Raw genomic sequence first — 21,414 nt, 5'->3', positions numbered from 1 at the left:
CATAACAACAGTCATTACACTTACTTCAGGTACTGCACGTGACGAAAGATGAACTGCGCGCGGAACTCGAGCGCCAGGCTGAACGTTACAAGGATGTTTATGGTGGCGAAGTCACCACATACGCCGCACAACCGGATCCGGAACGCAAACCCTGGCGCAAGCGTGCCAGCGTTCGCGACCAGGCCTTCAGCCAGGAACTGGAACGCATCGAAAAAGAACTGCGCAGCGACAATCCCTGAGCCTCGGGACCCTCTGCGCATCGTCGCCCGGCCTACCCGGGCGAGCTCGATCTTTACTGTCTGGCCGATGATGAAATGGAATCACACAAATTTCATACAGGCGTTTGAATTTTTGCAAAATGGATTTTTCTCAAGATTTCGGCCTTTTTTCGCCCTATTTTGTGATTTTTAGCCGCTATTTACCTTCCGTACCGCCCCCCTCTGCATGGCGCGCTTGCACCATGAAGACTGTCATCTGCCTGTTACAGGTGCATCGATTGCCAAGGTTTTCTGGCATAATCCCGCCCCCCTAAGACCCGCCAGACAACCTTCATGATCGATTTATTCAGCGGACTGGATGCCTGGGTGTTGGTGAGCCTGCTGCTCGCCTTGACCTTCGTACTCGCCTTCGAGTTCATCAATGGCTTTCATGACACCGCCAACGCGGTAGCTACCGTCATCTACACCAAAGCCATGCCGCCGCACCTCGCCGTGTTCTTCTCCGGCGTGTTCAACTTCCTTGGCGTTCTGCTTGGCGGTGTAGGGGTGGCCTATGCCATCGTGCACCTGTTGCCGGTAGAGCTGCTGATCAATGTGAACACCGGACACGGCCTGGCCATGGTCTTCTCGTTGCTGGCCGCGGCCATCACCTGGAACCTGGGCACTTGGTACTTTGGCATCCCTGCCTCCAGTTCGCACACGCTGATCGGCTCCATCCTCGGTGTCGGCCTGGCCAACGCCCTGATCAACGACATTCCGCTAGGCGACGGCGTCAACTGGCAGAAAGCGATCGATATCGCCATGTCGCTGGTGGTCTCGCCAATGGCCGGCTTTGCCGTTGCAGCCCTGGTGCTGATCGGCCTGAAATGGTGGCGCCCGCTGTCGAAGATGCACAAAACCCCGGAACAGCGCCGCAAGCTCGACGACAAGAAGCACCCACCCTTCTGGAACCGTCTGGTCCTGGTGGTTTCCGCCATGGGCGTTAGCTTCGTGCACGGCTCCAACGACGGCCAGAAAGGCATCGGCCTGATCATGCTGGTGCTGATCGGTATTGTCCCGGCCAAATTCGTACTCGACCTGAACAGCACCACCTACCAGATCGAACGTACTCGCGACGCCACCCTGCACATGAGCCAGTTCTACCAGCGTAACGCCGCCACCCTGGGCGAGTTCCTGGCACTGGGCAAGGCCAAGGCCAGCGATCTGCCGGAGCAGTTCAGTTGCAACCCGCAGCAGACCGAGCCGACCATTGCTGCGCTGCAGACCTCGCTGAAAGGCGTGACGGACTACCACAGCCTCGATGCCGAGAAGCGCGTTGAAGTGCGCCGCTATCTGTTGTGCCTGGATGACACGGCGAAGAAGGTTGGCAAGCTGCCAGGCCTGGACGCCCGTGAAAAGTCCGACCTTGAAAAACTGCGCAAAGATCTCACCGCCACTACCGAATACGCCCCGTTCTGGGTGATCGTGGCCGTCGCCCTGGCCCTTGGCCTGGGCACCATGGTTGGCTGGAAGCGTGTGGTGTTGACGGTGGGCGAGAAGATCGGCAAACAAGGCATGACCTATGCCCAAGGCATGTCGGCACAGATCACCGCAGCCTGCGCCATCGGCATGGCCAACGTCTTCGCCCTGCCAGTGTCGACCACCCACGTGCTGTCGTCCGGCGTGGCCGGCACCATGGTCGCCAACAAAAGTGGCCTGCAAGGCGGCACCGTGAAGACCATCCTGCTGGCATGGGTCCTGACCCTGCCTACCTCGATGGGCCTGGCGGCCGGCCTGTTCTGGCTGGCGTCCAAAGCCATTGGCTGAGTGACACCGCAATGAATGAAGGCGCCCTCGGGCGCCTTTTTCATAGCCGTTATGCCTGCGCCGCCTTGTTCTTTGCCGGAGCAGCCTTGTGCTACCAAGGGTATGGAAGCGGCGCAGGAAGACTACCTTTTCTTGCCCCCTAACAACGACCCCATCAAACCGCGCACCAACTGCCGTCCCAACTGGTTAGCTGCCTGGCGCACTGCCGACTTGATCGCCTGCCCCGCTGCACTCTGCAAGAACTCACCCGCTTTGTCGGCAAAACTCTCTTCATCCGCCTTCGGTTGTGGCGCCGGTTCCACCGGCTCGCCCTTACGCTGGCTCAGCATTTCATAGGCAGACTCACGGTCCACCGGTTTGTCATAGCGCCCCGCCAATGGCGAAGCGGCAATCAGCGCACTGCGCTCAGCCGCACTCAGGGGCCCGATACGCGACTGCGGCGGTGCAACCAGCACCCTCTGCACCATGGCCGGCGTGCCCTTCTCTTGCAACGTACCCACCAGCGCTTCGCCAATACCCAGTTCGGTCAGCACCGCCAGGGTGTCGAACGTTGGGTTGGGACGGAAACCATCGGCTACCGCCCGCAGCGACTTCTGCTCCTTGGCCGTGAACGCCCGCAAGCCGTGCTGAATGCGCAAGCCCAACTGGGCCAGCACCGCGTCGGGCAAGTCACCCGGCGACTGGGTAACGAAATAGACCCCCACCCCCTTGGAGCGGATCAGCCGGACCACTTGCTCAAGACGGTCCTGCAACGCCTTGGGCGTGCCGTTGAACAGCAAGTGTGCTTCATCGAAGAACAGCGCCAGCACCGGTTTGTCGGCATCACCGCGCTCGGGCAACTGCTCGAACAATTCGGCCAGCAGCCACAACAGGAACGTCGCGTACACCTTGGGTGCTTCGTGCACCAATCGGCTGGCATCGAGCAGGTGGATACGTCCACGGCCATCCGGATCAGGGCGTAGCAGATCCTCCAGTTGCAATGCCGGCTCGCCAAACAGTGCCTCGGCGCCTTGCTGCTCCAAGGTAGCGAGCCGGCGCAACAAAGCCTGGGTGGAGGCCGTGGTCATCAGCGCGCTGTCTTCGCCGAGCAACTGCGGGTTGTCCTTCAGATGCGCCAGCAGGGCCTTGAGGTCTTTGAGGTCCAGCAGCAGCAGGCCTTCGCGATCGGCCACCTTGAATGCTGCATACAGCGCCGCCTGCTGGCTGTCGGTCAGTTCCAGCAAGTTGCCCAGCAACAACGGCCCCATTTCACTGAGGGTGGTGCGCAGCGGGTGGCCAGACTGCCCGGCGATATCCCACAAGGTCACCGGGTAAGCCCTGGGCGTATGCCCCAGCCACGGCATGCCGGCGATGCGCTCAGCCACCTTGCCCTGTGGCGCACCGGCAGTACCCAGGCCACAAAGGTCGCCTTTGACGTCCGCGGCGAACACCGCCACCCCTGCGTCGCTGAACACCTCCGCCAGGCGCTGCAGGGTGACGGTCTTGCCAGTACCGGTTGCGCCAGCCACCAGACCGTGGCGGTTGGCCAGGCGCATTGCTTGCCCGACTGGCTGGCCATCCGGGCCCGCGCCTACAACGATGGTCGAAAATTCCGACATCTCTTTAATCCTCTGCTCAAGCTTTAGCTTAATTCGGCCGATACCTGTGGGTGTTATTCGCCTTAATAGAGAGGAACAGCCGAAAAGGGACTTTTCGGGATGTTGCACAACCTACGGCTCCACTCGTGCGAACGCCTGATATAAAACCTTAGCGGAACCGATTACGCCATGAACAAAAGCCTTCGTTTCAGCCACAAGATTCTTTTGGCGGCATCACTGATCGTGATACTCGCCTTCAGCCTTTTCACCCTCTACAACGATTACCTCCAGCGTAATGCGATCCGCGAGGACCTGGAAAACTATCTGGCTGAAATGGGCACCTCCACGTCGACCAACATTCGCAACCTGTTCGAGGGCCGGATAAAACTGGTGGAGAACCTGGCGCAGAACATTGCCCAGGACCCGGCCAACGCCGAAACCCTGATGGGTCAGAATGCGCTGATATCCAGCTTCCTCACGGTCTACCTGGGCAAAGTCGACGGCGGTTTCAGCGTGCGCCCGGACGCGAAGATGCCCGACGGCTACGACCCGCGCACCCGCCCTTGGTACAAGGACGGCATGAACGCCAGCGGCGCGACGCTGACCGAACCCTACATCGACATGACCACCAACAAGATGGTCATCGGCATCCTCAGCAAGGTCTCCAGCAGCGTTGGCGTGGTCGGCGGCGACCTGGCCCTGGACGGTCTGGTGCAGATCATCAACTCGCTGAACTTCGGCGGAATGGGATACGCCTTCCTGGTCAACGACCAGGGCAAGATCCTGGTGCACCCGGATAAGGATCTGGTCATGAAGTCGCTGTCGGACCTGTTCCCGCAGCGCACGCCGAAACTGACCGGTGAGCTGACCGAAGTGCAAAGCGATGGCCAGACCCGCCTGCTGACCTTCAGCCCGATTACCGGCCTGCCGTCGGCAAACTGGTACATCGGCCTGTCGGTGGACAAGGACAAGGCCTTCTCGATGCTCAGCACCTTCCGCACCTCTGCGGTGATCGCCACGGTGGTGGCAGTGGTGATCATCATCGGCCTGCTCGGCTTGCTGATCCGCGTGTTGATGCAGCCGCTGCACACCATGACCCGTGCCATGGAAGACATTGCCGAAGGTGAAGGCGACCTGACCAAGCGCCTGCACATCCACAACCACGACGAATTCGGTGTTCTCGGCAACGCCTTCAACCGCTTCGTCGAGCGCATTCACAGCAGCATTCGCGAAGTGTCCTCGGCCACCGAGCAGGTCAACGAAGTGGCCCTGCGGGTGATCAGCGCTTCGAACTCGTCGATGACCAACTCCGACGAGCAGTCCAACCGCACCAACAGTGTCGCCGCCGCCATCAATGAATTGGGCGCTGCGGCTCAGGAAATCGCCGGCAACGCCGCCCAGGCTTCGCAGCACGCAAGCTCCGCGCGCCTGTTGGCCGAAGAAGGCCAGCAAGTGGTCGAGCGCAACATTGCCGCGATGAACCGCCTGTCCGACCTGATCGTCACCTCCAGCGCGCACATCGAAACACTGAACAGCAAGACCGTGAATATTGGCCAGATCCTGGAAGTGATCACCAGCATTTCCCAGCAGACCAACCTGCTGGCGCTGAACGCCGCCATCGAAGCGGCCCGCGCCGGTGAGGCCGGGCGTGGCTTTGCCGTGGTCGCCGATGAGGTGCGCAATCTGGCGCACCGCACCCAGGAGTCGGCGCAGCAAGTGCAGACCATGATCGAAGAGCTGCAGGTCGGTGCCCGCGAGTCGGTCGACACCATGGACCAGAGCCAGCGCCACAGCCAGGACAGCATGCAGATCGCCAACCAGGCGGGTGAGCGACTGGACAGCGTTACCGTGCGCATTGGCGAGATCGACGGCATGAACCAGTCGGTGGCCACTGCCACCGAAGAGCAGACCGCCGTGGTCGAGGCGATCAACATGGACATCAACGAGATCAACATGCTCAACCAGGAAGGCGTGGAGAACCTGCAAGCAACCCTGCGCGCCTGCTCCGACCTCGAGCAGCAGGCTGGCCGCCTGAAGCACCTGGTGGGCAGCTTCCGTATCTGATAGAGGCTACATCTTCGCCTGGCACAGCCTCTGCGCTGCGCCAGGCATTGCGCACTCCCCTCCTCTCAAACCGATCGAACAAACTATCCTTCAGATAGGTCCACCTTTAGGCATTTCATCGCCGGCATTTCAACGCCGGATGACAGACCCGAAGACGATCCCGGAGGGATGCTGATCGTGCACATCGCCGACATCACCATGTTCTACGCCCCGGCCAGCGGTGGCGTACGTACCTATCTTGATGCCAAACATCACCGTCTCGACGCCATTCACGGCGTACGCCACAGCCTGTTGATTCCCGGTGCCAGCGCCCAACACGGCGATGGCATCTATCAGGTACCTGCGCCGCCCTTGCCGTTTGGCAAGGGCTACCGCTTTCCGGTGCGCCTGGCCCCCTGGTGCAATACACTGCGCACGCTCAAACCCGACCTGATCGAAGTTGGCGACCCCTACCTGACCGCCTGGGCGGCGCTCGAAGCGCGGCGCCAGCTCGACGTGCCAGTGATCGGTTTCTACCATTCCGACCTGCCGTTACTGGTCAGCAACCGCATGGGCAACTGGTTCGCACCCAATGTCGAGGCCTACGTCAGCAAGCTATACGGCAATTTTGATCGGGTACTGGCCCCCAGCCAGGTGATGGCCGACAAACTACGCCGCTTGGGCGTGCGCGATGTCCATGTGCAGCCGCTGGGCGTTGACCTTGCCACTTTCCACCCCTCCCGGCGCGACCCACATGTACGTGCCGAACTGGGCATTGCCGACACCAGCCGCCTGTTGATCTTTGCCGGCCGCGGCTCGCGGGAAAAGAACCTGCCGGTGCTGCTTGACTGCATGCAGCAACTCGGCGCCCCCTACCACCTGTTACTGGTGGGCTCGAACATGCCGGCCAGTGTGCCGCACAACGTCAGTGTCATCGATCACTTCTGCCCGGCTGCCGAGGTGGCCCGGCTGATCGCCAGCGCCGATTTGCTGGTGCATGCTGGCGACCAGGAAACATTCGGCCTGGTCATCCTCGAAGCCATGGCCAGCGCCACACCCGTGGTGGCCGTGCGCGCCGGTGCGTTCCCTGAAATCATCAACGAACAGTGTGGCCGCCTGTGCACGCCCAACGATGGTCGGGCCATGGCGTGCGCCGTGCGCGAGGCATTCGAGGCAGGTATCCGCGAGCTCGGCGTGCAGGCCCGTCACCATGTAGAGCAACATTATTCATGGGATAACGTGGTAGCTGGCCTGCTCCAGCACTACCAGGCCGTGCTCGGCCACCAGCCGCAGGTGCGCGCCCATGCTTGAGCCTTCCGCCAGCCAACGCAGCCTCATGCTGGTGTTGCATGATGTTGCCCCGGAAACCTGGCCGGACTATGAACCGTTCGTAGAGGCCGTCGACGCGCTGGGCAACGTGCCAATGACATGGCTGGTGGTCCCGGATTTCCATCGACGTAATCCGCTGCACCAGGCGCCTTCGTTCTGCCGTCTGCTGGACCAACGCCTCGCCAAAGGCGACGAACTGGCGCTTCACGGCTATGCCCATGCTGACGAAGGCCCCGTACCGCGCAGCCCCATCGACTACTTCATGCGGCGCATTTATACCCATGAAGGCGAGTTCTACAGCCTTGATGAGAACGAAGCGCTTACCCGGCTACAGGAGGGCCTGGCACTGTTCGAGGACCAAGGGTGGCCTGTGGCAGGGTTTGTCGCACCGGCCTGGCTCATGAGCCAGGGCACGCGGCAAGCGCTGTGCCGCCTGCCACTGAAATACACCAGTACACCGCAGCATCTGTACCGCTTGCCGGACTTTACGGCCATTGATGCGCCAGGCCTGGTCTGGAGCGCGCGCAGCGCATGGCGTCGCAAACTGTCCCGCACGCTGTGCGACTGGCAATGCCAGCGCTGGCGAGGCGCGAGCACGTTGCGCTTGGGGCTGCACCCTGTAGACATGCGCCATCGCTCATCCCGTGACTATTGGTTGCGCACGCTGGAGAGACTGTTGAAGGATGGCCGCGAGCCGCTGACCAAATCTGCCTGGCTGGAGCGCCAGGGGGCAGCATGAAGCGCTGGGCCTGGCTGGCGTTGGCATTGCTGGGTGCAGCGCTGGTGCCAGCGTTGCTGGGCGGTAGCGAGCTGCTGCCGAGGCTGAGCCGGTTCGACCCACACCTGCTGCTCATGCTGCTAGGCATGATTATGTTGTGCTGGGTCATCAATGCGCTGCGCCTGCGCCTGTTGCTGGGTGAGCAGGCAAAACAGTTGAGCCATGCTCGCAGCCTGGGCGTGGTCATGGCCACCGAGTTTGCCATCTGCACCACCCCTGGCGGCAGTGGTGGGCCGCTGACCCTGATGGCCCTGCTGGCGCGAGACCGCATCCGCCCGGCACGCAGCGGAGCCGTTTTTGCCATGGACCAGTTGAACGACCTGGTGTTCTTCTTTTGCGCAATGCTGGCGATTGCCGGCTACGCGCTGTTCCACAGCCTGGGCCGCAGCCAGGAAAGCATGTTGCTTGGCAGTGCGTTACTGCTGTGCACAGCGCTGGCCGGGGTGATCGGGCTGTTGCGCTACCGGCGCCCGATAATGCGCATGAACGGCAGGCTGTTGCAGCGCATGGGGATGGGCCAGCCGCGCAAACGTCGCTGGGCGCGCAAACTGCTGCACTTCGTCGCAGCACTGGCGCAGACCTGGCGCCTGCCCAAGCGCAGGCTGAGCCTGGTGTTCACCCTGACCTGCATCCATTGGGGGCTGCGCTACAGCGTCTTGTACCTGGTGCTGCGGGGCTTGGGGGTAGACCTGCACTGGATTCCCAGCTTCCTGGTGCAGATGCTGTCGCTCAGCGCCGGCCAGTTCAGTCTGCTGCCTGGCGGCGCCGGGGCCGCCGAGCTGACGTCGGCCAGCCTGTTGACACCCTTGGTGGGCAGCTCGACCGCAGCTGCGGCAATCCTGATATGGCGGGCGGTTACGTACTACTTTTATCTGCTGGCTGGGGGGCCGGTGTTTGTGTGCCTGCTGGGACGTCCGTTGCTGGAGCGCTGGCGGCGTCAGGCGGGTTGAGCTGTTGCCAGAGTTCGGCGGCGCCGGGGAAGTCGGTGCCATCCGTGTCATCCAGGGCTTCAGGGTCGTAGCGGGCCAGGCAGCCTTCGCCAATAGTCGGTGGAGGTGAGGCGAAGGGGTTGTTGCGTTGCTTGGTCATTGCCGTTTCACCCAAGATTGCCGGGGCGCTCTGCGCCCCTGTCGCGACAGGGCTGCACAGCAGCCCGGAATCTCACAGCAAGCCGGACGGTGTCAGTCGAACACCACAGTCTTGTTACCATGCACCAGCACACGGTCCTCCAGGTGATAACGCAGGCCACGGGCCAACACCATCTTCTCCACATCACGGCCAAAGCGGACCATGTCCTCGATGCTGTCGGCATGGCTGACACGCACGACATCCTGCTCGATGATCGGGCCGGCATCCAGCTCTTCGGTGACGTAGTGGCACGTCGCGCCGATCAGCTTCACCCCACGCAGGGCGGCCTGGTGGTATGGCTTGGCGCCGACGAACGACGGCAGGAAGCTGTGATGGATGTTGATCACCTTCTCGGCATAGTCCCGGCACAGTTGTGGCGGCAGGATCTGCATGTAGCGGGCCAGCACCACGACGTCGGCCGCATGCTCCTGCACCAGACGCGACACCTCGGCAAAGGCCGGAGCCTTGTCTTTGGGGTCGACCGGTACATGGAAGAATGGAATACCGTGCCACTCGACCATGCTGCGCAGGTCGTTGTGGTTGGAAATGACGCAAGGGATCTCGCAGTCCAGCTCATCGGTGTGCCAGCGGTGCAGCAAGTCTGCCAGGCAGTGCGACTCACGGCTGGCCATCAATACCACGCGTTTTTTCTGAGCCGAGTCGGTAATGCGCCAGGTCATGGAGAACTCTTCGGCGATCGGCGCAAACGCCTCACGGAAGGCTTCGATACCGAACGGCAGCGATTCAGCGCGGATTTCATGACGCATGAAGAACCAACCGCTCTGCTCATCGGAGTGGTGGCTGGCTTCGTTGATCCAGCCATTGTACAAGGCCAGGAAATTACTGACTTTCGCCACGATGCCTACACGGTCGGGGCAGGCGATCACCAGACGATAGGTGCGCATGAATGAGACTCCAGAACTTCGCAAAGGCGCCTATTCTAGCGGTCCGCCAGAAAAAACGCAGTATTGATCGTTGCCGCGATGGCATATGCAAGCCCGAAAACGCCACACGGGCGCTGCCTCACAGACAAGAGGAAACGCACGGGGCATATGTAAAATTTTGTTCACGTAGAGAAATGCTGTCACAGCTTAATTAACAGTTAATTGCCCAATCTTATGTTTACTTGCGAGTATGGGCTGTCTATTATTGCCCCACACATTTCTGAACACGCATTAAGGAACACTCCATGTCCCTGATCAACGAGTACCGCGCCACCGAAGAAGCCATCAAGGAACTTCAGGCCCGCCTGGCCAATCTGTCGCAGGATGACAAGCTGAAGAAAGAACTGGAGTTCGAAGGCAAACTGCGCACACTGATGGGCGAGTACTCCAAGTCGCTGCGCGACGTGATTGCCCTGCTCGATCCAGAGTCGAAACTGAGCAAGGCACCACGTGGTTCGGTCAAGACTACCGCCACCAAGCGCGCACGCAAGGTCAAGCAATACAAGAACCCGCACAACGGTGAAGTGATCGAAACCAAAGGCGGCAACCACAAGACCCTGAAAGAGTGGAAAGCCACTTGGGGCGGCGACGTGGTTGAAAGCTGGGCAACCCTGCTGGACTGATTATCCGCATACGCCCTATTGCTTCGCACAACAAAAACGCCGGCACATTGCCGGCGTTTTTGTTTACCTGCCATCAGCCGATGGAATAGTGTTCCTGCAATTGTCGAGCATGCAGTTGCCAGGCCTCCAACACTCGCCTGCCTGCCTCGTCGGCGCCCTCCCAGGCTTGCTGGCGCGCCTTTTCGAAGTCGCCCAAGGTATTCGGCGCCCCCCACTGCGGATCGCTCAGGCGCTGTTGGCAGAAGCCATACCAACGTTGCCGCTCTTCGCCGGTCAAGGTTTCAGGGAAGTTACGTGCCCGGTAGCGGAACAACAGCTCCGGCAAACGAGGATCATCGAACATCCAGTGGCCATGGCTCAACTGCGCCGGTTCCAGCGCCCGAACTTGCTCGCATAAGCGCCGGTCGCGGTCACCTATAAAACCCTCATACAACTGCTGTTCCGGGTCCTCACTCGGGGAGAACTCGTCCTTGCCATAGATGTGCTCCAGCTTTTCTTGCCATTGCGCCTGTTGATTGGCCAATTGTTCGCCGCGCGATTGTAACAACGTCAAGTCCAGGCCCAATCGTTGTTGATCGACCGGGCGCAATACCGACAGCGGTGCCACTACCGGGCAACGATTGATCTGCACCAATTTGAGCGGTACCGGTAATTCACCTTCGGCCAATTCATCATGCCGGGTGTACAAGCGCTGACGCAAAACTTCAGCACTTTCCCGCAGTAACGGTAGGGTTTCCTGATGCAGGTCGCAGACAATGAGTGCATTGCGATTACGCGGGTGCCAGGCCAGTGGCAATACGACCCCCAGGTAATTGCGCGCCGCCGAAAAACGCCCGGATATATGCACCAGTGGCTGCAACAAACGGATCTGCTCCATCACTTTATGCTTGCTGCGCAGCTGAAACAGCCAGTCATACAACTTGGGTTGTTTCTGCCGAATCAGGCGAGCCAAGGCAATGGTCGCCCGCACGTCGGAAAGCGCTTCGTGGGCATGACCGTGGTCAATGCCATTGGCCTTGCTCAGCAGTTCCAGACGCAGGCTGGTGCGCCCGTCCTGCTGTGGCCATTGAATGCCTTCCGGGCGCAAGGCATAGGCGGTGCGCACAATGTCGATCAGGTCCCAGCGGCTATTGCCTCCCTGCCATTCACGGGCATAGGGGTCGAAAAAGTTGCGGTAAAGGCTGTAGCGGGTCACTTCATCGTCGAAGCGCAGGGTGTTGTAGCCGGCACCACAGGTGCCCGGTTGCGCCAGCTGGGCATGCACCCGAGTCATGAACTCGGCTTCGCACAGGCCCTGCTCCGCCAGCAGTTGCGGCGTGATGCCTGTCACCAGGCAGGCCGCCGGGTGCGGCAGGATGTCGTCCGACGGTCGGCAATAAAGGCTGATTGGTTCGTCGATTTCGTTGAGGTCGAAGTCAGTGCGCAGGCCGGCCACCTGCAGCGGCCGATCGCAGCGCGGGTTGATGCCGGTGGTTTCATAGTCGTGCCAGAAAATGCTGGAGGTCACGGGGTCGTCCTGTATCGAGGTCGACCCGATTCTAGCGCGATTCTGAAAAATGAACGTTCAGACGGGAGCGTTGGCGGGGCGGAAACTGAAATAGTCGCGCAACGAACGTACGAAATCATCGTACTCGCGCGGAGACTGCAGCAGCATGAAGCCCGAATCGTAGTGCCCAGGCGTCTGGTCCTCGCGGCACCACAGGCAACTGGCAGTGAGGTTGACGAACTGGTGCCCGCCGCCAGGCAGGGGCATACGCAGTTGCAGCTCGTAATCGGGCCCGACCAACACGGGCAGCTGGCTGATGACCATCAACCCATTTTCAGAGGCATTGCCTAGCTGACCGATCTCCTGACCGGTAAAGCGATTGAACACCTTGAGGACACAAGGTAATTGATGACGTTCGATGTGGCGCTTGTTGAACATGATCGCGAGTGTATTCCGTACCTGATGCCAGGAATACAAGGTACTGGCGGTTGTTGTAACAGCTGAGTTACAGATTAGCGCAGCGCGCGCAGCAAATCTCGTGAAATAAACCACACCTTTGTGTTAGCGCCAAGGTACGGTCGTCACCGGGTTGGCCACGGCCGTTTCTGCGCCGCGCAAATGGCCGAGTTTTTCCAGGGTCTGCAGGCGCGCTCGGGCGCGATAGGCATATTCGTTGCCCGGGTATTGCTGGATCAGGTACTGATAGGTCTGCGCCGCGTCCACGTACAACGCCTGACGCTCCAGGCACTGGCCGCGCAGCAGGGACACTTCGGGGTGGATGAACGGCCGAGCACGGCTGGTGCGATCAACCTGCGACAGTTCGAGCATGACCCGTGCGCAATCGCCGCGGTCGTAGGCGCGGTAGGCATTGTTCAGGTGGTGGTCCATGGACCAGCGGGTGCAGCCGACGGCGCTGGCGGCCAGGGCTAAAACGATCAGGGCTCGCATGGGGATCTCCTTTGATGCCAGTGTATCGGCGTTTGCCTGCAAATCTTCACACCCTTTTGCAAGGATACCCTGCCCCGTTCAAATGCCACCCTGCCTTGGTTGCAGGTAGTGCAACGGAACAATGACTACAGCGAGATTCAGGAGTAGCCTTTCGCTGCGCTTCACTATAGGAGTCTGTGCATGAGCATCCGCCGCACCAAAATCGTCGCCACCCTTGGCCCCGCCAGCAACTCGCCGGAAGTGATCGAACAACTGATCCTCGCCGGCCTGGACGTGGCACGTCTGAACTTCTCCCACGGCACGCCGGACGAGCACAAGGCCCGCGCGCGCCTGATCCGTGACATCGCCGCCAAGAACGGCCGCCATGTTGCACTGCTGGGCGACCTGCAGGGTCCGAAGATCCGCATCGCCAAGTTCGCCAACAAGCGCATCGAACTGAAGATCGGTGACAAGTTCACCTTCTCCACCGCCCACCCGCTGACCGAAGGCAACCAGGACATCGTCGGTATCGACTACCCCGACCTGGTCAAGGACTGCGGCGTTGGTGACGAACTGCTGCTCGACGATGGCCGCGTGGTCATGCGCGTCGAAACCGCCACTGCAGACGCCCTGCACTGCGTGGTGATCATCGGTGGCCCGCTGTCGGACCACAAAGGCATCAACCGTAAGGGTGGTGGCCTGACCGCACCGGCCTTGACCGAAAAAGACAAGGCCGACATCAAACTGGCTGCGGAAATGGACCTGGACTACCTGGCCGTGTCCTTCCCGCGTGACGCCAGCGACATGGAATACGCGCGCAAGCTGCGTGATGAAGCCGGCGGCAGCGCCTGGCTGGTGGCCAAGATTGAGCGCGCCGAAGCAGTTGCCGATGACGAGACCCTCGACAAGCTGATCGCCGCCTCCGACGCTGTGATGGTTGCCCGTGGTGACCTGGGCGTGGAAATCGGCGACGCCGAGCTGATCGCTATCCAGAAGAAGATCATCCAGCACGCCCGCCGCAACAACAAGGCCGTGATCGTGGCGACCCAGATGATGGAGTCGATGATCCAGAACCCGATGCCGACCCGCGCGGAAGTGTCCGATGTGGCCAACGCCGTGCTGGACAACACCGATGCGGTGATGCTGTCGGCCGAAAGCGCCGCCGGTTCCTACCCGATCGAAGCTGTCCAGGCCATGGCACGCATCTGCCTGGGTGCCGAAAAGCACCCGACCAGCCAGAAGTCCAGCCATCGCCTGCACACCACCTTCCAGCGCTGCGACGAAAGCATCGCCTTGGCGGCCATGTACACTGCCAACCACTTCCCGGGCGTAAAGGCGATCATCGCCCTGACCGAAAGCGGCTACACCCCGCTGATCATGTCGCGCCTGCGTTCGCATGTACCGATCTTCGCCCTGTCGCCGCACCGCGCCACCCAGGCGCGCGCCTCGATGTTCCGTGGCGTGTACCCGATTGCCTTCGACCCGGCCGCGCTGCCGGCCGACAAGGTGAGCCAGGCGGCTGTCGACGAGCTGCTCAAACGTGGCTTGGTGGAGCAAGGTGACTGGGTGATCCTGACCAAGGGTGACAGCTACCACACTATCGGTGGCACCAACGGCATGAAGATCCTGCACGTCGGTGATCCGCTGGTCGGTTGATCCACGCTTTTCACAGCACAAGGCTCAAGCGCAGCCTTGTGCTGCGAAGATGGCCCGACAGGAATAACAAAAAGCCCCGGTTCTCGCGAACCGGGGCTTTTTGATGGTGCAGGGGGTAAGGCTGGCTTACATCATGCCGCCCATGCCACCCATGCCGCCCATATCAGGCATGCCAGCAGCTGGCTTGTCTTCCGGCAGGTCGGCAACCATGGCTTCGGTGGTGATCATCAGACCGCCGATCGAAGCAGCAGCTTGCAGCGCCGAGCGAGTAACCTTGGCTGGGTCCAGGATACCCATCTCGATCATGTCGCCGTATTCACCGGTAGCGGCGTTGTAGCCGAAGTTGCCCGAACCTTGCTTGACCTTGTCAGCAACCACGCTTGGCTCATCACCGGCGTTGGCAGTGATCTGGCGCAGCGGGGATTCAACAGCGCGACGCAGCAGCGCGATACCGACGTTCTGGTCTTCGTTGTCGCCTTTCAGGTCGACGATGGCCGCCAGGGCACGAACCAGGGCAACACCACCGCCAGGCACCACGCCTTCTTCAACGGCTGCACGGGTAGCGTGCAGGGCGTCTTCAACGCGGGCTTTCTTCTCTTTCATTTCAACTTCGGTGCCGGCACCCACCTTGATCACGGCAACACCGCCAGCCAGCTTGGCCAGACGCTCTTGCAGCTTCTCACGGTCGTAGTCCGAGGAAGTTTCCTCGATCTGGGCACGGATCTGCTTGACGCGTGCTTCGATCTCGGTGTCAGCGCCAGCACCGTCGATGATGGTGGTGTTTTCCTTGGACAGGATGACGCGCTTGGCGTTACCCAGGTGCTCCAGGGTAGCGGTTTCCAGGGACAGGCCGATTTCTTCGGAGATGACCTGGCCGCCAGTCAGGACGGCGATGTCCTGCAGCATGGCCTTGCGGCGATCGCCGAAGCCCGGAGCCTTGACTGCAGCAACCTTGACGATGCCGCGCATGTTGTTGACTACCAGGGTAGCCAGCGCTTCACCTTCGACGTCTTCGGCAACGATCAGCAGTGGGCGGCCCGCCTTGGCAACGGCTTCCAGAACTGGCAGCAGCTCACGGATGTTGGAGATTTTCTTGTCGACCAGCAGCAGCAGCGGGCCTTCCAGCTCGGCAACCATGGTGTCCGGCTTGTTGACGAAGTACGGCGACAGGTAGCCGCGGTCGAACTGCATGCCCTCTACGACGGACAGTTCGTTTTCCAGGCCCGAGCCTTCTTCAACGGTGATCACGCCTTCTTTACCGACTTTTTCCATGGCTTCGGCGATGATTTCACCGATGGAGTTGTCGGAGTTGGCAGAGATGGTACCTACCTGGGCGATGGCCTTGGAGTCGGCGCATGGCTTGGACAGGTTCTTCAGCTCGGCAACGACGGCAGCAGTGGCCTTGTCGATACCGCGCTTCAGGTCCATCGGGTTCATGCCGGCAGCGACGGCTTTCAGGCCCTCGTTGACGATGGCCTGAGCCAGAACGGTAGCGGTGGTGGTGCCGTCACCGGCAGCGTCGTTGGCCTTGGAAGCAACTTCCTTGACCAGCTGGGCGCCCATGTTTTCGAAAGCGTCTTTCAGCTCGATTTCTTTGGCGACGGAAACGCCGTCCTTGGTGATGGTCGGCGCGCCGAAGCTCTTGGCCAGTACCACGTTACGGCCTTTCGGGCCCAGGGTCGCTTTTACCGCGTCAGCCAGAACGTTGACACCAACCAGCATTTTCTTACGAGCGGAATCACCAAATTTTACGTCTTTAGCAGCCATGATCGTTTAATCCTTGAAAAACTTTGGAGTAACGGGAAGTCGGGGAAATCAGCCTTCGACAACGGCGAGGATTTCGTTCTCGGCCATGACCAGCAGGTCTTCGCCATCGACTTTCACGGTGTTGCTGCCCGAGTACGGGCCGAAAACCACTTTGTCACCCACTTTCACGGCCAGCGCGCGAACTTCGCCGTTGTCCAGGACGCGACCGGTGCCGACGGCTACAACTTCGCCGCGGTTTGGTTTTTCAGCGGCCGAACCCGGCAGGACGATACCGCCAGCGGTTTTCGATTCTTCTTCGCTGCGACGGATGACTACGCGGTCATGCAGAGGACGAAGTTTCATTGTCGATCTCTCCCAAATTGTGGTTTTCATCGGCCGGTTCGACACCGGCGGTTTTGATGCTGTCCGGCGTTGCCGGGGGTGGCCCGCTGTGAGCGAACCACCTGTGTAATGTCTGGTGTTGCCACCAGAAACCTTGCGGTGACCACATACATGAGGCCGCCACATCCAATTACAAGGCTCGAGATAGAAAATTTTTCATCAGGCCAAAAAAAACCGGGGCCGCTTTCGCGGCCCCGGTCCTTCTTACTTGTCGCGGCGCTCGTACTCACCTTCGATCACGTTCGGGCGGTGGCCGCCATCACGCGGCTGCGCCTGGAAGGGGTCATCCTGGAATGCACGCTGGCGCATGGCCTGGGCCTCGGCACGCTCGCGCATCTTGCGCGCCGCCATGCGGCGGGTGAATGGCAGCAGGCACAGCACACCCAGCACGTCGCTGATGAAGCCGGGCAGCAACAACAAGCCACCACCCACGGCCAGCATCATGCCCTGGAACATGTCCTCGGCGGGCAATTCACCGCGCTGCAGGCTTTCACGGGCGCGCAATGCAGTCGCCAGGCCGGCCACCCGCATGACCAGTACGCCCAGGGCGGAGCCGGCGATGATCAGCAGCAACGCCGGGAAGAAACCGATTGCCGCGCTGACCTTCACGAAGACGAACAGCTCCAGCACAGGAAAAATCAGAAACAGCAGTAGAAAAGCACGCATCAAGGGTTCCTCGACGGAAGATAACCTTCCAATAAGACCTCAAATGGATGCCTGCGCTCCAGATTTCAACCCTCGGCTTGCACCACAAGCGGCCAATTGTCGGCGCGAGCCAGCAAAACCAAGGCCTCGCGGACTTGTGTCGGCGTGTTGCAAGTAGTGGGGAAAGGCAACCAGTGCACTCCCTGGCCGATGCGCAGGTGCATGCCTTCGCTGTCTACCCCAACCATCTGCGCCGGTACGTGCTGTGGCAACCCGGTCAATTCGACGTAGTGGGCAATGGCACTGGCGTGATCGCTGTTCATGTGTTCGATCATGCTCCCCTCGGCCTTGCCCGCGAACGGGTTGGCCAAGGTCACATGATCAAGCCAGTGGATCGCACCGAAGCCGCCGATGTAGCGGTGGCGCACCGGTTGCAGCACCCAGAAATCGAAGTCGTGGGCCTTGTGGTAGTTGGCCGCGTCCGGGAAATAGCGGTAATAGCGTTCGGCGGCGGCCTCGATGGCGGCCTCGTCGACCAGCTTGTGCGCTTCGGCCATCACCGTCAGGCGCCCTACCGCCTGCACATCCTCGGCCTCGCGCTCACCCACCAACAGCGAACACTTGGGGTCCTTCTGCAGGTTGTGGGTATGCTGGGCAATACGGCTGATCAGAATCAGCGGGTTGCCCTGGGCGTCCAGGCAGTACGGCACGACCGACCCGAAGGGGTAGCCAGGCATCGACCTGGAATGTGTCGAAAGCACGCCGCGGTATTCCTTGAGCAGCAGTTCCCGGGCGGGGCGAATGGCGTTGGTACTCACTTGAGGGCGGCTCCTGGCGGACGGGTTGGGGACAAGATAAGCATTATCAGCTGCCTGTGCCACTGACCTGCATCCAGACGCCTTACCAGGTAACGCCGAAGCCCGCGGTATAGCGTGTCTTGTCCAGGTCACTCTCACGCGTGCCGGTGATGATATCCTTCTCCGCCTTGAGGTTGAGCGAGGCCCACTCGGTGACCTTGTAGCGCAGACCAACCTCGGCATCCAGCGAATAGTCTGCTACGCCACCCAGCGGCTTGGCGAACTCGCCGTTGGTGAACAGCTGCACGTTCTTGCCGATCAGATAGCGGGTGTAATCCCACTTCACGGCCGCAGAATAGAAATTATCCTTGCCGCCGTCCCGATACTCGAAATCAGTGCGGTTGATCAGTGAGCCCAGCGAGAACGCCCCCAGCTCATCGTCCCAGAACTGGTAACCCGGGCCGGTACCCACGGTGCGCTGGCGGGCCAGGTCTTCGATGTGATCGCGCTTGTATTCCGCACGCCCCTGCCAGAACCACTTATCGGTAATGAAGCGGTCCAGCGCGTACTCGGCGCTCCAGTTGTTGGTGGTGGTGACGTCGTCCTTGGTCTCGCGGTTGTACTCACCCTCGGCGTTGTGCCGCCAACGGCCATGGCGGGCAGTGGTCTTGAAGCCCACGTCATAATCGTCGGTGTCGTTCTCGGCGCGCTTGTAGTCCAGTGCCACGTCGACATTGCCTTTCCACACGAAATCCTCAACCAGCGGCTTGGGCTTCATGATCTGCTCGATGCTGGCCAGCTCCACCGTCTTCGGTGTCTCGCCATTGGCCAAGGTCACCTTGCCTGGCTCGGCGGCCTTGAGCGACTTGGCTTTCTCTCCGCTGTAGGCGTCCTGCTTGACCAGCATCTCCTGGTCGCTTTCCAGCGTCTGAACCTGTTTCCAGTCCAGGGCGATGGACCCGCCATAAGGGGTTTCAAGCAGCAGCTTGCCGCCGTCGAATACCTTGATCTTGCCACTTAGCCGGTCACCGTTCTTCATCCACACAGTGTCGGCCCACACCGGAGAGGCACACAGGGAAACAGCAAGAAGGCACAACAAGGATCTAGAATTCATAAACGGGCTTTGTTTGCGGACTATGGGTTCGATTTGACGAAAAAGCCGGGCATTATCCAGATACCCACGACCAGAGCAAGGACAGACCGGGAGTATGCCGTTGAGTTCAACTCTCATTTACCAGACCACCGGTCCGGTTTCATCTGCAGCCCAAGGCGGGCGAGATGTCTGATGGATATGAGCATGCCCTTGATTCGGCCGAGGGCCGACGAACGGCGCTGTATTCAGTACTGGGCCAAGTGCCACCCGGCAAGGTGGTGAGTTATGGCCAACTGGCCGAACTGGCCGGGCTTGGCCGTGCGGCGCGCTGGGTGGGGCGTACCCTGGGGCAGTTACCCGCAGACACACGCCTGCCTTGGCACCGGGTGCTCGGTGCAGGCGGCCGGCTGAGCCTGGCGCTGGGCACCCCGTCGGGCGATGAACAACGGGCGCGGTTACGCGGGGAAGGTGTGAATGTAAGCAACAATCGTGTGGATATGACGCGCCATGGCTGGCGCCCAATGGAGCACAGCGGTTAGAGTGCGCGCTTTGTTTTCGAAAACTTGAGGCAGATGTTGGCCCATGCCCCGTAAAACCTGGCGCGCTGCGCTTGCTGCCTATGCCAGCCCGTCAACATTGGTACTTTTGCTACTCGGTTTCGCCGCCGGCCTGCCCTACATGCTGGTGTTCTCGACCTTGTCGGTATGGTTGCGCGAAGCCGGCGTTGCCCGTGAAACCATCGGTTATGCCAGCCTGATTGGCTTGGCCTACGCCTTCAAGTGGGTCTGGTCGCCGCTGCTCGACCAATGGCGCTTGCCGCTGCTTGGCGGCCTCGGGCGCCGGCGTTCGTGGCTGCTGTTGTCGCAAGCGCTGGTAGTGATCGGGCTGGTCGGCATGAGCCTGTGCGACCCGCAACAGCATCTCTCCTGGCTGATCGCCATGGCCGTGCTGGTGGCCTTCGCCTCGGCTACCCAGGACATCGCTGTCGACGCCTACCGCCTGGAAATCGCTGACGACCAGCGCCAGGCCGCGCTCGCTGCCAGCTACATGGCCGGCTACCGGGTGGCTGCCTTGCTCGCCACGGCCGGTGCCCTGTTCTTCGCCGAGTGGTTTGGCTCTACCGGCTTCAGCTACCTGCACAAGGCCTGGGCCGGCACGTACGTGATGTTCGGGGTGATGATGCTGCCCGCCCTGTTCACCACGTTGGTCATGCGCGAACCACCAGTGCCCATGCGCACCCAATTGTCGGCAGCGCGCTACGGGCTGGTGCACCAGATGGCCTCGGTGTTCGTGCTCATCATCCTGCTGGTCTCGGTACCTGCCAGCTTCACCCAGATGTTCAATACCGGCTGGTCCAGCGTGATCTCCGGTGATGCCACGCCGCTCGACCTGCTGCTGGAAGACCGCGCCTTCCTGCGCCTGATCCTCTACGTGCTGCTGTCCTGGGCCTGCCTGTCGAGCCTCGGCCGTCGCGGCCTGGCTCCCGTGCTGACCCCGATCAACGACTTCATCACCCGCTACCGCTGGCAGGCTCTGCTGCTGTTGGGCCTGATCGCCACCTATCGCATGTCGGACACGGTGATGGGGGTGATGGCCAACGTGTTCTATATCGACATGGGCTTCACCAAGGACCAGATTGCCAGCGTCAGCAAGATCTTCGGCCTGATCATGACCCTGGTCGGCGCCGGGGTTGGCGGCCTGCTGATCGTACGCTTCGGTATCATGCCCATCCTGTTCATCGGCGGCGTAGCCTCTGCCGGCACCAACATCCTGTTCCTGATGCTGGCTGACATGGGGCCGAACCTGGAAATGCTGGTGGTGACCATCTCACTGGACAACTTCAGCTCCGGCATGGCTACCTCGGCCTTTGTCGCCTACCTGTCAAGCCTGACCAACCTGAAGTTCTCGGCGACCCAGTACGCGCTGCTCAGTTCGATCATGCTGCTGTTGCCGCGGCTGATCGGCGGGTATTCGGGCGTTATTGTGGAGAAGTTCGGCTACCACGACTTCTTCCTGATCACGGCGCTGCTGGGGGTGCCTACGCTGATCCTGATCGCCCTGCAGTGGCATCAGGAAGCCGGGCGGGGGACGCCGGTGGCGGACGACCACTCGGTGGCTGAGCGGCCCTGAAGCTTTGTATTGCCTGTGCTGGCCTCTTCGCGGGTAAACCCGCTCCTACAAGGCGGCGCGGCCCTGTGTAGGAGCGGGTTTACCCG

The 21,414-nt window shown here is 61.0% G+C and carries 21 protein-coding genes; 10 read left to right on the top strand and 11 right to left on the bottom strand.

What is annotated here, in order from left to right; genetic code table 11:
* Window positions 1–38 precede the first annotated feature (38 nt).
* Complete coding sequence (locus QYE47_RS09130) at window positions 39–239, top strand: hypothetical protein (RefSeq protein WP_003251937.1); 201 nt, start codon at window positions 39–41, stop codon at window positions 237–239.
* Window positions 240–551: 312 nt separating this feature from the next.
* Window positions 552–2,024 carry an inorganic phosphate transporter gene (locus QYE47_RS09125; RefSeq protein WP_014592256.1) on the top strand — a complete coding sequence of 491 codons (1,473 nt, stop codon included), beginning with the start codon at window positions 552–554 and terminating at the stop codon, window positions 2,022–2,024.
* A gap of 122 nt (window positions 2,025–2,146) precedes the next feature.
* On the opposite strand, the gene QYE47_RS09120 is transcribed toward QYE47_RS09125, so the two are convergent.
* The gene (locus tag QYE47_RS09120; RefSeq protein ID WP_014592257.1) at window positions 2,147–3,622 is read right to left on the bottom strand and encodes a helicase HerA-like domain-containing protein; all 1,476 of its coding nucleotides are present in this window, start codon (window positions 3,620–3,622) and stop codon (window positions 2,147–2,149) included.
* A gap of 168 nt (window positions 3,623–3,790) precedes the next feature.
* Between QYE47_RS09120 and QYE47_RS09115 the strand changes: the two genes are divergently transcribed.
* The 4 genes from QYE47_RS09115 to QYE47_RS09100 all read left to right on the top strand — a co-directional run bounded on the left by QYE47_RS09115 (window position 3,791) and on the right by QYE47_RS09100 (window position 8,701).
* Window positions 3,791–5,665, top strand: coding sequence for a methyl-accepting chemotaxis protein (locus tag QYE47_RS09115; RefSeq protein ID WP_014592258.1), 1,875 nt, complete (start codon window positions 3,791–3,793; stop codon window positions 5,663–5,665).
* A gap of 168 nt (window positions 5,666–5,833) precedes the next feature.
* Entirely contained in the window at window positions 5,834–6,955 is a 1,122-nt protein-coding gene (locus QYE47_RS09110; RefSeq protein WP_014592259.1) for a glycosyltransferase family 1 protein, read from the top strand.
* The gene (locus tag QYE47_RS09105) at window positions 6,948–7,712 is read left to right on the top strand and encodes a DUF2334 domain-containing protein (RefSeq protein ID WP_014592260.1); all 765 of its coding nucleotides are present in this window, start codon (window positions 6,948–6,950) and stop codon (window positions 7,710–7,712) included. The genes QYE47_RS09110 and QYE47_RS09105 overlap by 8 nt, the downstream gene beginning before the upstream one ends.
* The gene (locus QYE47_RS09100) at window positions 7,709–8,701 is read left to right on the top strand and encodes a lysylphosphatidylglycerol synthase transmembrane domain-containing protein (protein WP_014592261.1); all 993 of its coding nucleotides are present in this window, start codon (window positions 7,709–7,711) and stop codon (window positions 8,699–8,701) included. The genes QYE47_RS09105 and QYE47_RS09100 overlap by 4 nt, the downstream gene beginning before the upstream one ends.
* On the opposite strand, the gene QYE47_RS09095 is transcribed toward QYE47_RS09100, so the two are convergent.
* Both QYE47_RS09095 and purU read right to left on the bottom strand, forming a co-directional pair.
* Complete coding sequence (locus QYE47_RS09095; protein ID WP_076402233.1) at window positions 8,607–8,840, bottom strand: hypothetical protein; 234 nt, start codon at window positions 8,838–8,840, stop codon at window positions 8,607–8,609. The genes QYE47_RS09100 and QYE47_RS09095 overlap by 95 nt on opposite strands.
* A 92-nt stretch (window positions 8,841–8,932) precedes the next feature.
* Complete coding sequence (gene purU / locus QYE47_RS09090; RefSeq protein WP_003251921.1) at window positions 8,933–9,784, bottom strand: formyltetrahydrofolate deformylase; 852 nt, start codon at window positions 9,782–9,784, stop codon at window positions 8,933–8,935.
* Between the two features lie 284 nt (window positions 9,785–10,068).
* Here purU and mvaT point away from each other — a divergent pair, with 284 nt between their 5' ends.
* On the top strand, window positions 10,069–10,446 hold the full coding sequence (mvaT, locus tag QYE47_RS09085) for a histone-like nucleoid-structuring protein MvaT (protein WP_003251920.1): 378 nt from the start codon (window positions 10,069–10,071) through the stop codon (window positions 10,444–10,446).
* Window positions 10,447–10,519: 73 nt separating this feature from the next.
* Here mvaT and sbcB read toward each other — a convergent pair whose 3' ends face one another.
* From sbcB to QYE47_RS09070, 3 genes are all read right to left on the bottom strand, one after another.
* The gene (gene sbcB / locus QYE47_RS09080; protein ID WP_014592262.1) at window positions 10,520–11,953 is read right to left on the bottom strand and encodes an exodeoxyribonuclease I; all 1,434 of its coding nucleotides are present in this window, start codon (window positions 11,951–11,953) and stop codon (window positions 10,520–10,522) included.
* 57 nt (window positions 11,954–12,010) lie between these two features.
* Complete coding sequence (locus QYE47_RS09075; protein WP_012053641.1) at window positions 12,011–12,370, bottom strand: PilZ domain-containing protein; 360 nt, start codon at window positions 12,368–12,370, stop codon at window positions 12,011–12,013.
* Between the two features lie 123 nt (window positions 12,371–12,493).
* Entirely contained in the window at window positions 12,494–12,880 is a 387-nt protein-coding gene (locus QYE47_RS09070) for a hypothetical protein (protein ID WP_003251914.1), read from the bottom strand.
* A 180-nt stretch (window positions 12,881–13,060) separates the two neighbouring features.
* On the opposite strand from QYE47_RS09070, the gene pyk reads away from it, so the two are divergent.
* Entirely contained in the window at window positions 13,061–14,515 is a 1,455-nt protein-coding gene (gene pyk / locus QYE47_RS09065; RefSeq protein WP_003251912.1) for a pyruvate kinase, read from the top strand.
* Between the two features lie 126 nt (window positions 14,516–14,641).
* Here the strand turns inward: pyk and groL are convergent, their stop codons facing one another.
* The 5 genes from groL to QYE47_RS09040 all read right to left on the bottom strand — a co-directional run bounded on the left by groL (window position 14,642) and on the right by QYE47_RS09040 (window position 19,219).
* Entirely contained in the window at window positions 14,642–16,282 is a 1,641-nt protein-coding gene (groL, locus tag QYE47_RS09060) for a chaperonin GroEL (protein ID WP_003251907.1), read from the bottom strand.
* 48 nt (window positions 16,283–16,330) lie between these two features.
* The gene (locus QYE47_RS09055; protein ID WP_003251905.1) at window positions 16,331–16,624 is read right to left on the bottom strand and encodes a co-chaperone GroES; all 294 of its coding nucleotides are present in this window, start codon (window positions 16,622–16,624) and stop codon (window positions 16,331–16,333) included.
* Between the two features lie 243 nt (window positions 16,625–16,867).
* Complete coding sequence (locus tag QYE47_RS09050) at window positions 16,868–17,329, bottom strand: FxsA family protein (protein ID WP_014592263.1); 462 nt, start codon at window positions 17,327–17,329, stop codon at window positions 16,868–16,870.
* Window positions 17,330–17,394: 65 nt separating this feature from the next.
* On the bottom strand, window positions 17,395–18,126 hold the full coding sequence (locus QYE47_RS09045) for a DUF2470 domain-containing protein (protein WP_014592264.1): 732 nt from the start codon (window positions 18,124–18,126) through the stop codon (window positions 17,395–17,397).
* A gap of 82 nt (window positions 18,127–18,208) precedes the next feature.
* Window positions 18,209–19,219, bottom strand: a complete 1,011-nt coding sequence (locus tag QYE47_RS09040) for a DUF481 domain-containing protein (protein ID WP_019437386.1) — start codon at window positions 19,217–19,219, stop codon at window positions 18,209–18,211.
* Window positions 19,220–19,383: 164 nt separating this feature from the next.
* On the opposite strand from QYE47_RS09040, the gene QYE47_RS09035 reads away from it, so the two are divergent.
* The gene (locus QYE47_RS09035) at window positions 19,384–19,737 is read left to right on the top strand and encodes an MGMT family protein (protein ID WP_014592266.1); all 354 of its coding nucleotides are present in this window, start codon (window positions 19,384–19,386) and stop codon (window positions 19,735–19,737) included.
* Window positions 19,738–19,780: 43 nt separating this feature from the next.
* Window positions 19,781–21,328 (top strand): AmpG family muropeptide MFS transporter, encoded by a 1,548-nt coding sequence (locus tag QYE47_RS09030; RefSeq protein ID WP_014592267.1) that lies wholly within the window; start codon window positions 19,781–19,783, stop codon window positions 21,326–21,328.
* The last annotated feature ends 86 nt before the right edge of the window (window positions 21,329–21,414 follow it).

The sequence above is a fragment of the Pseudomonas sp. 2,4-D genome (assembly GCF_030418155.1).
In the GTDB taxonomy this organism is placed as follows: domain Bacteria; phylum Pseudomonadota; class Gammaproteobacteria; order Pseudomonadales; family Pseudomonadaceae; genus Aquipseudomonas; species Aquipseudomonas alloputida.
The sequence above is the reverse complement of the archived record's forward strand: the minus strand, read 5'-3'. Positions and strand labels throughout refer to the sequence as shown.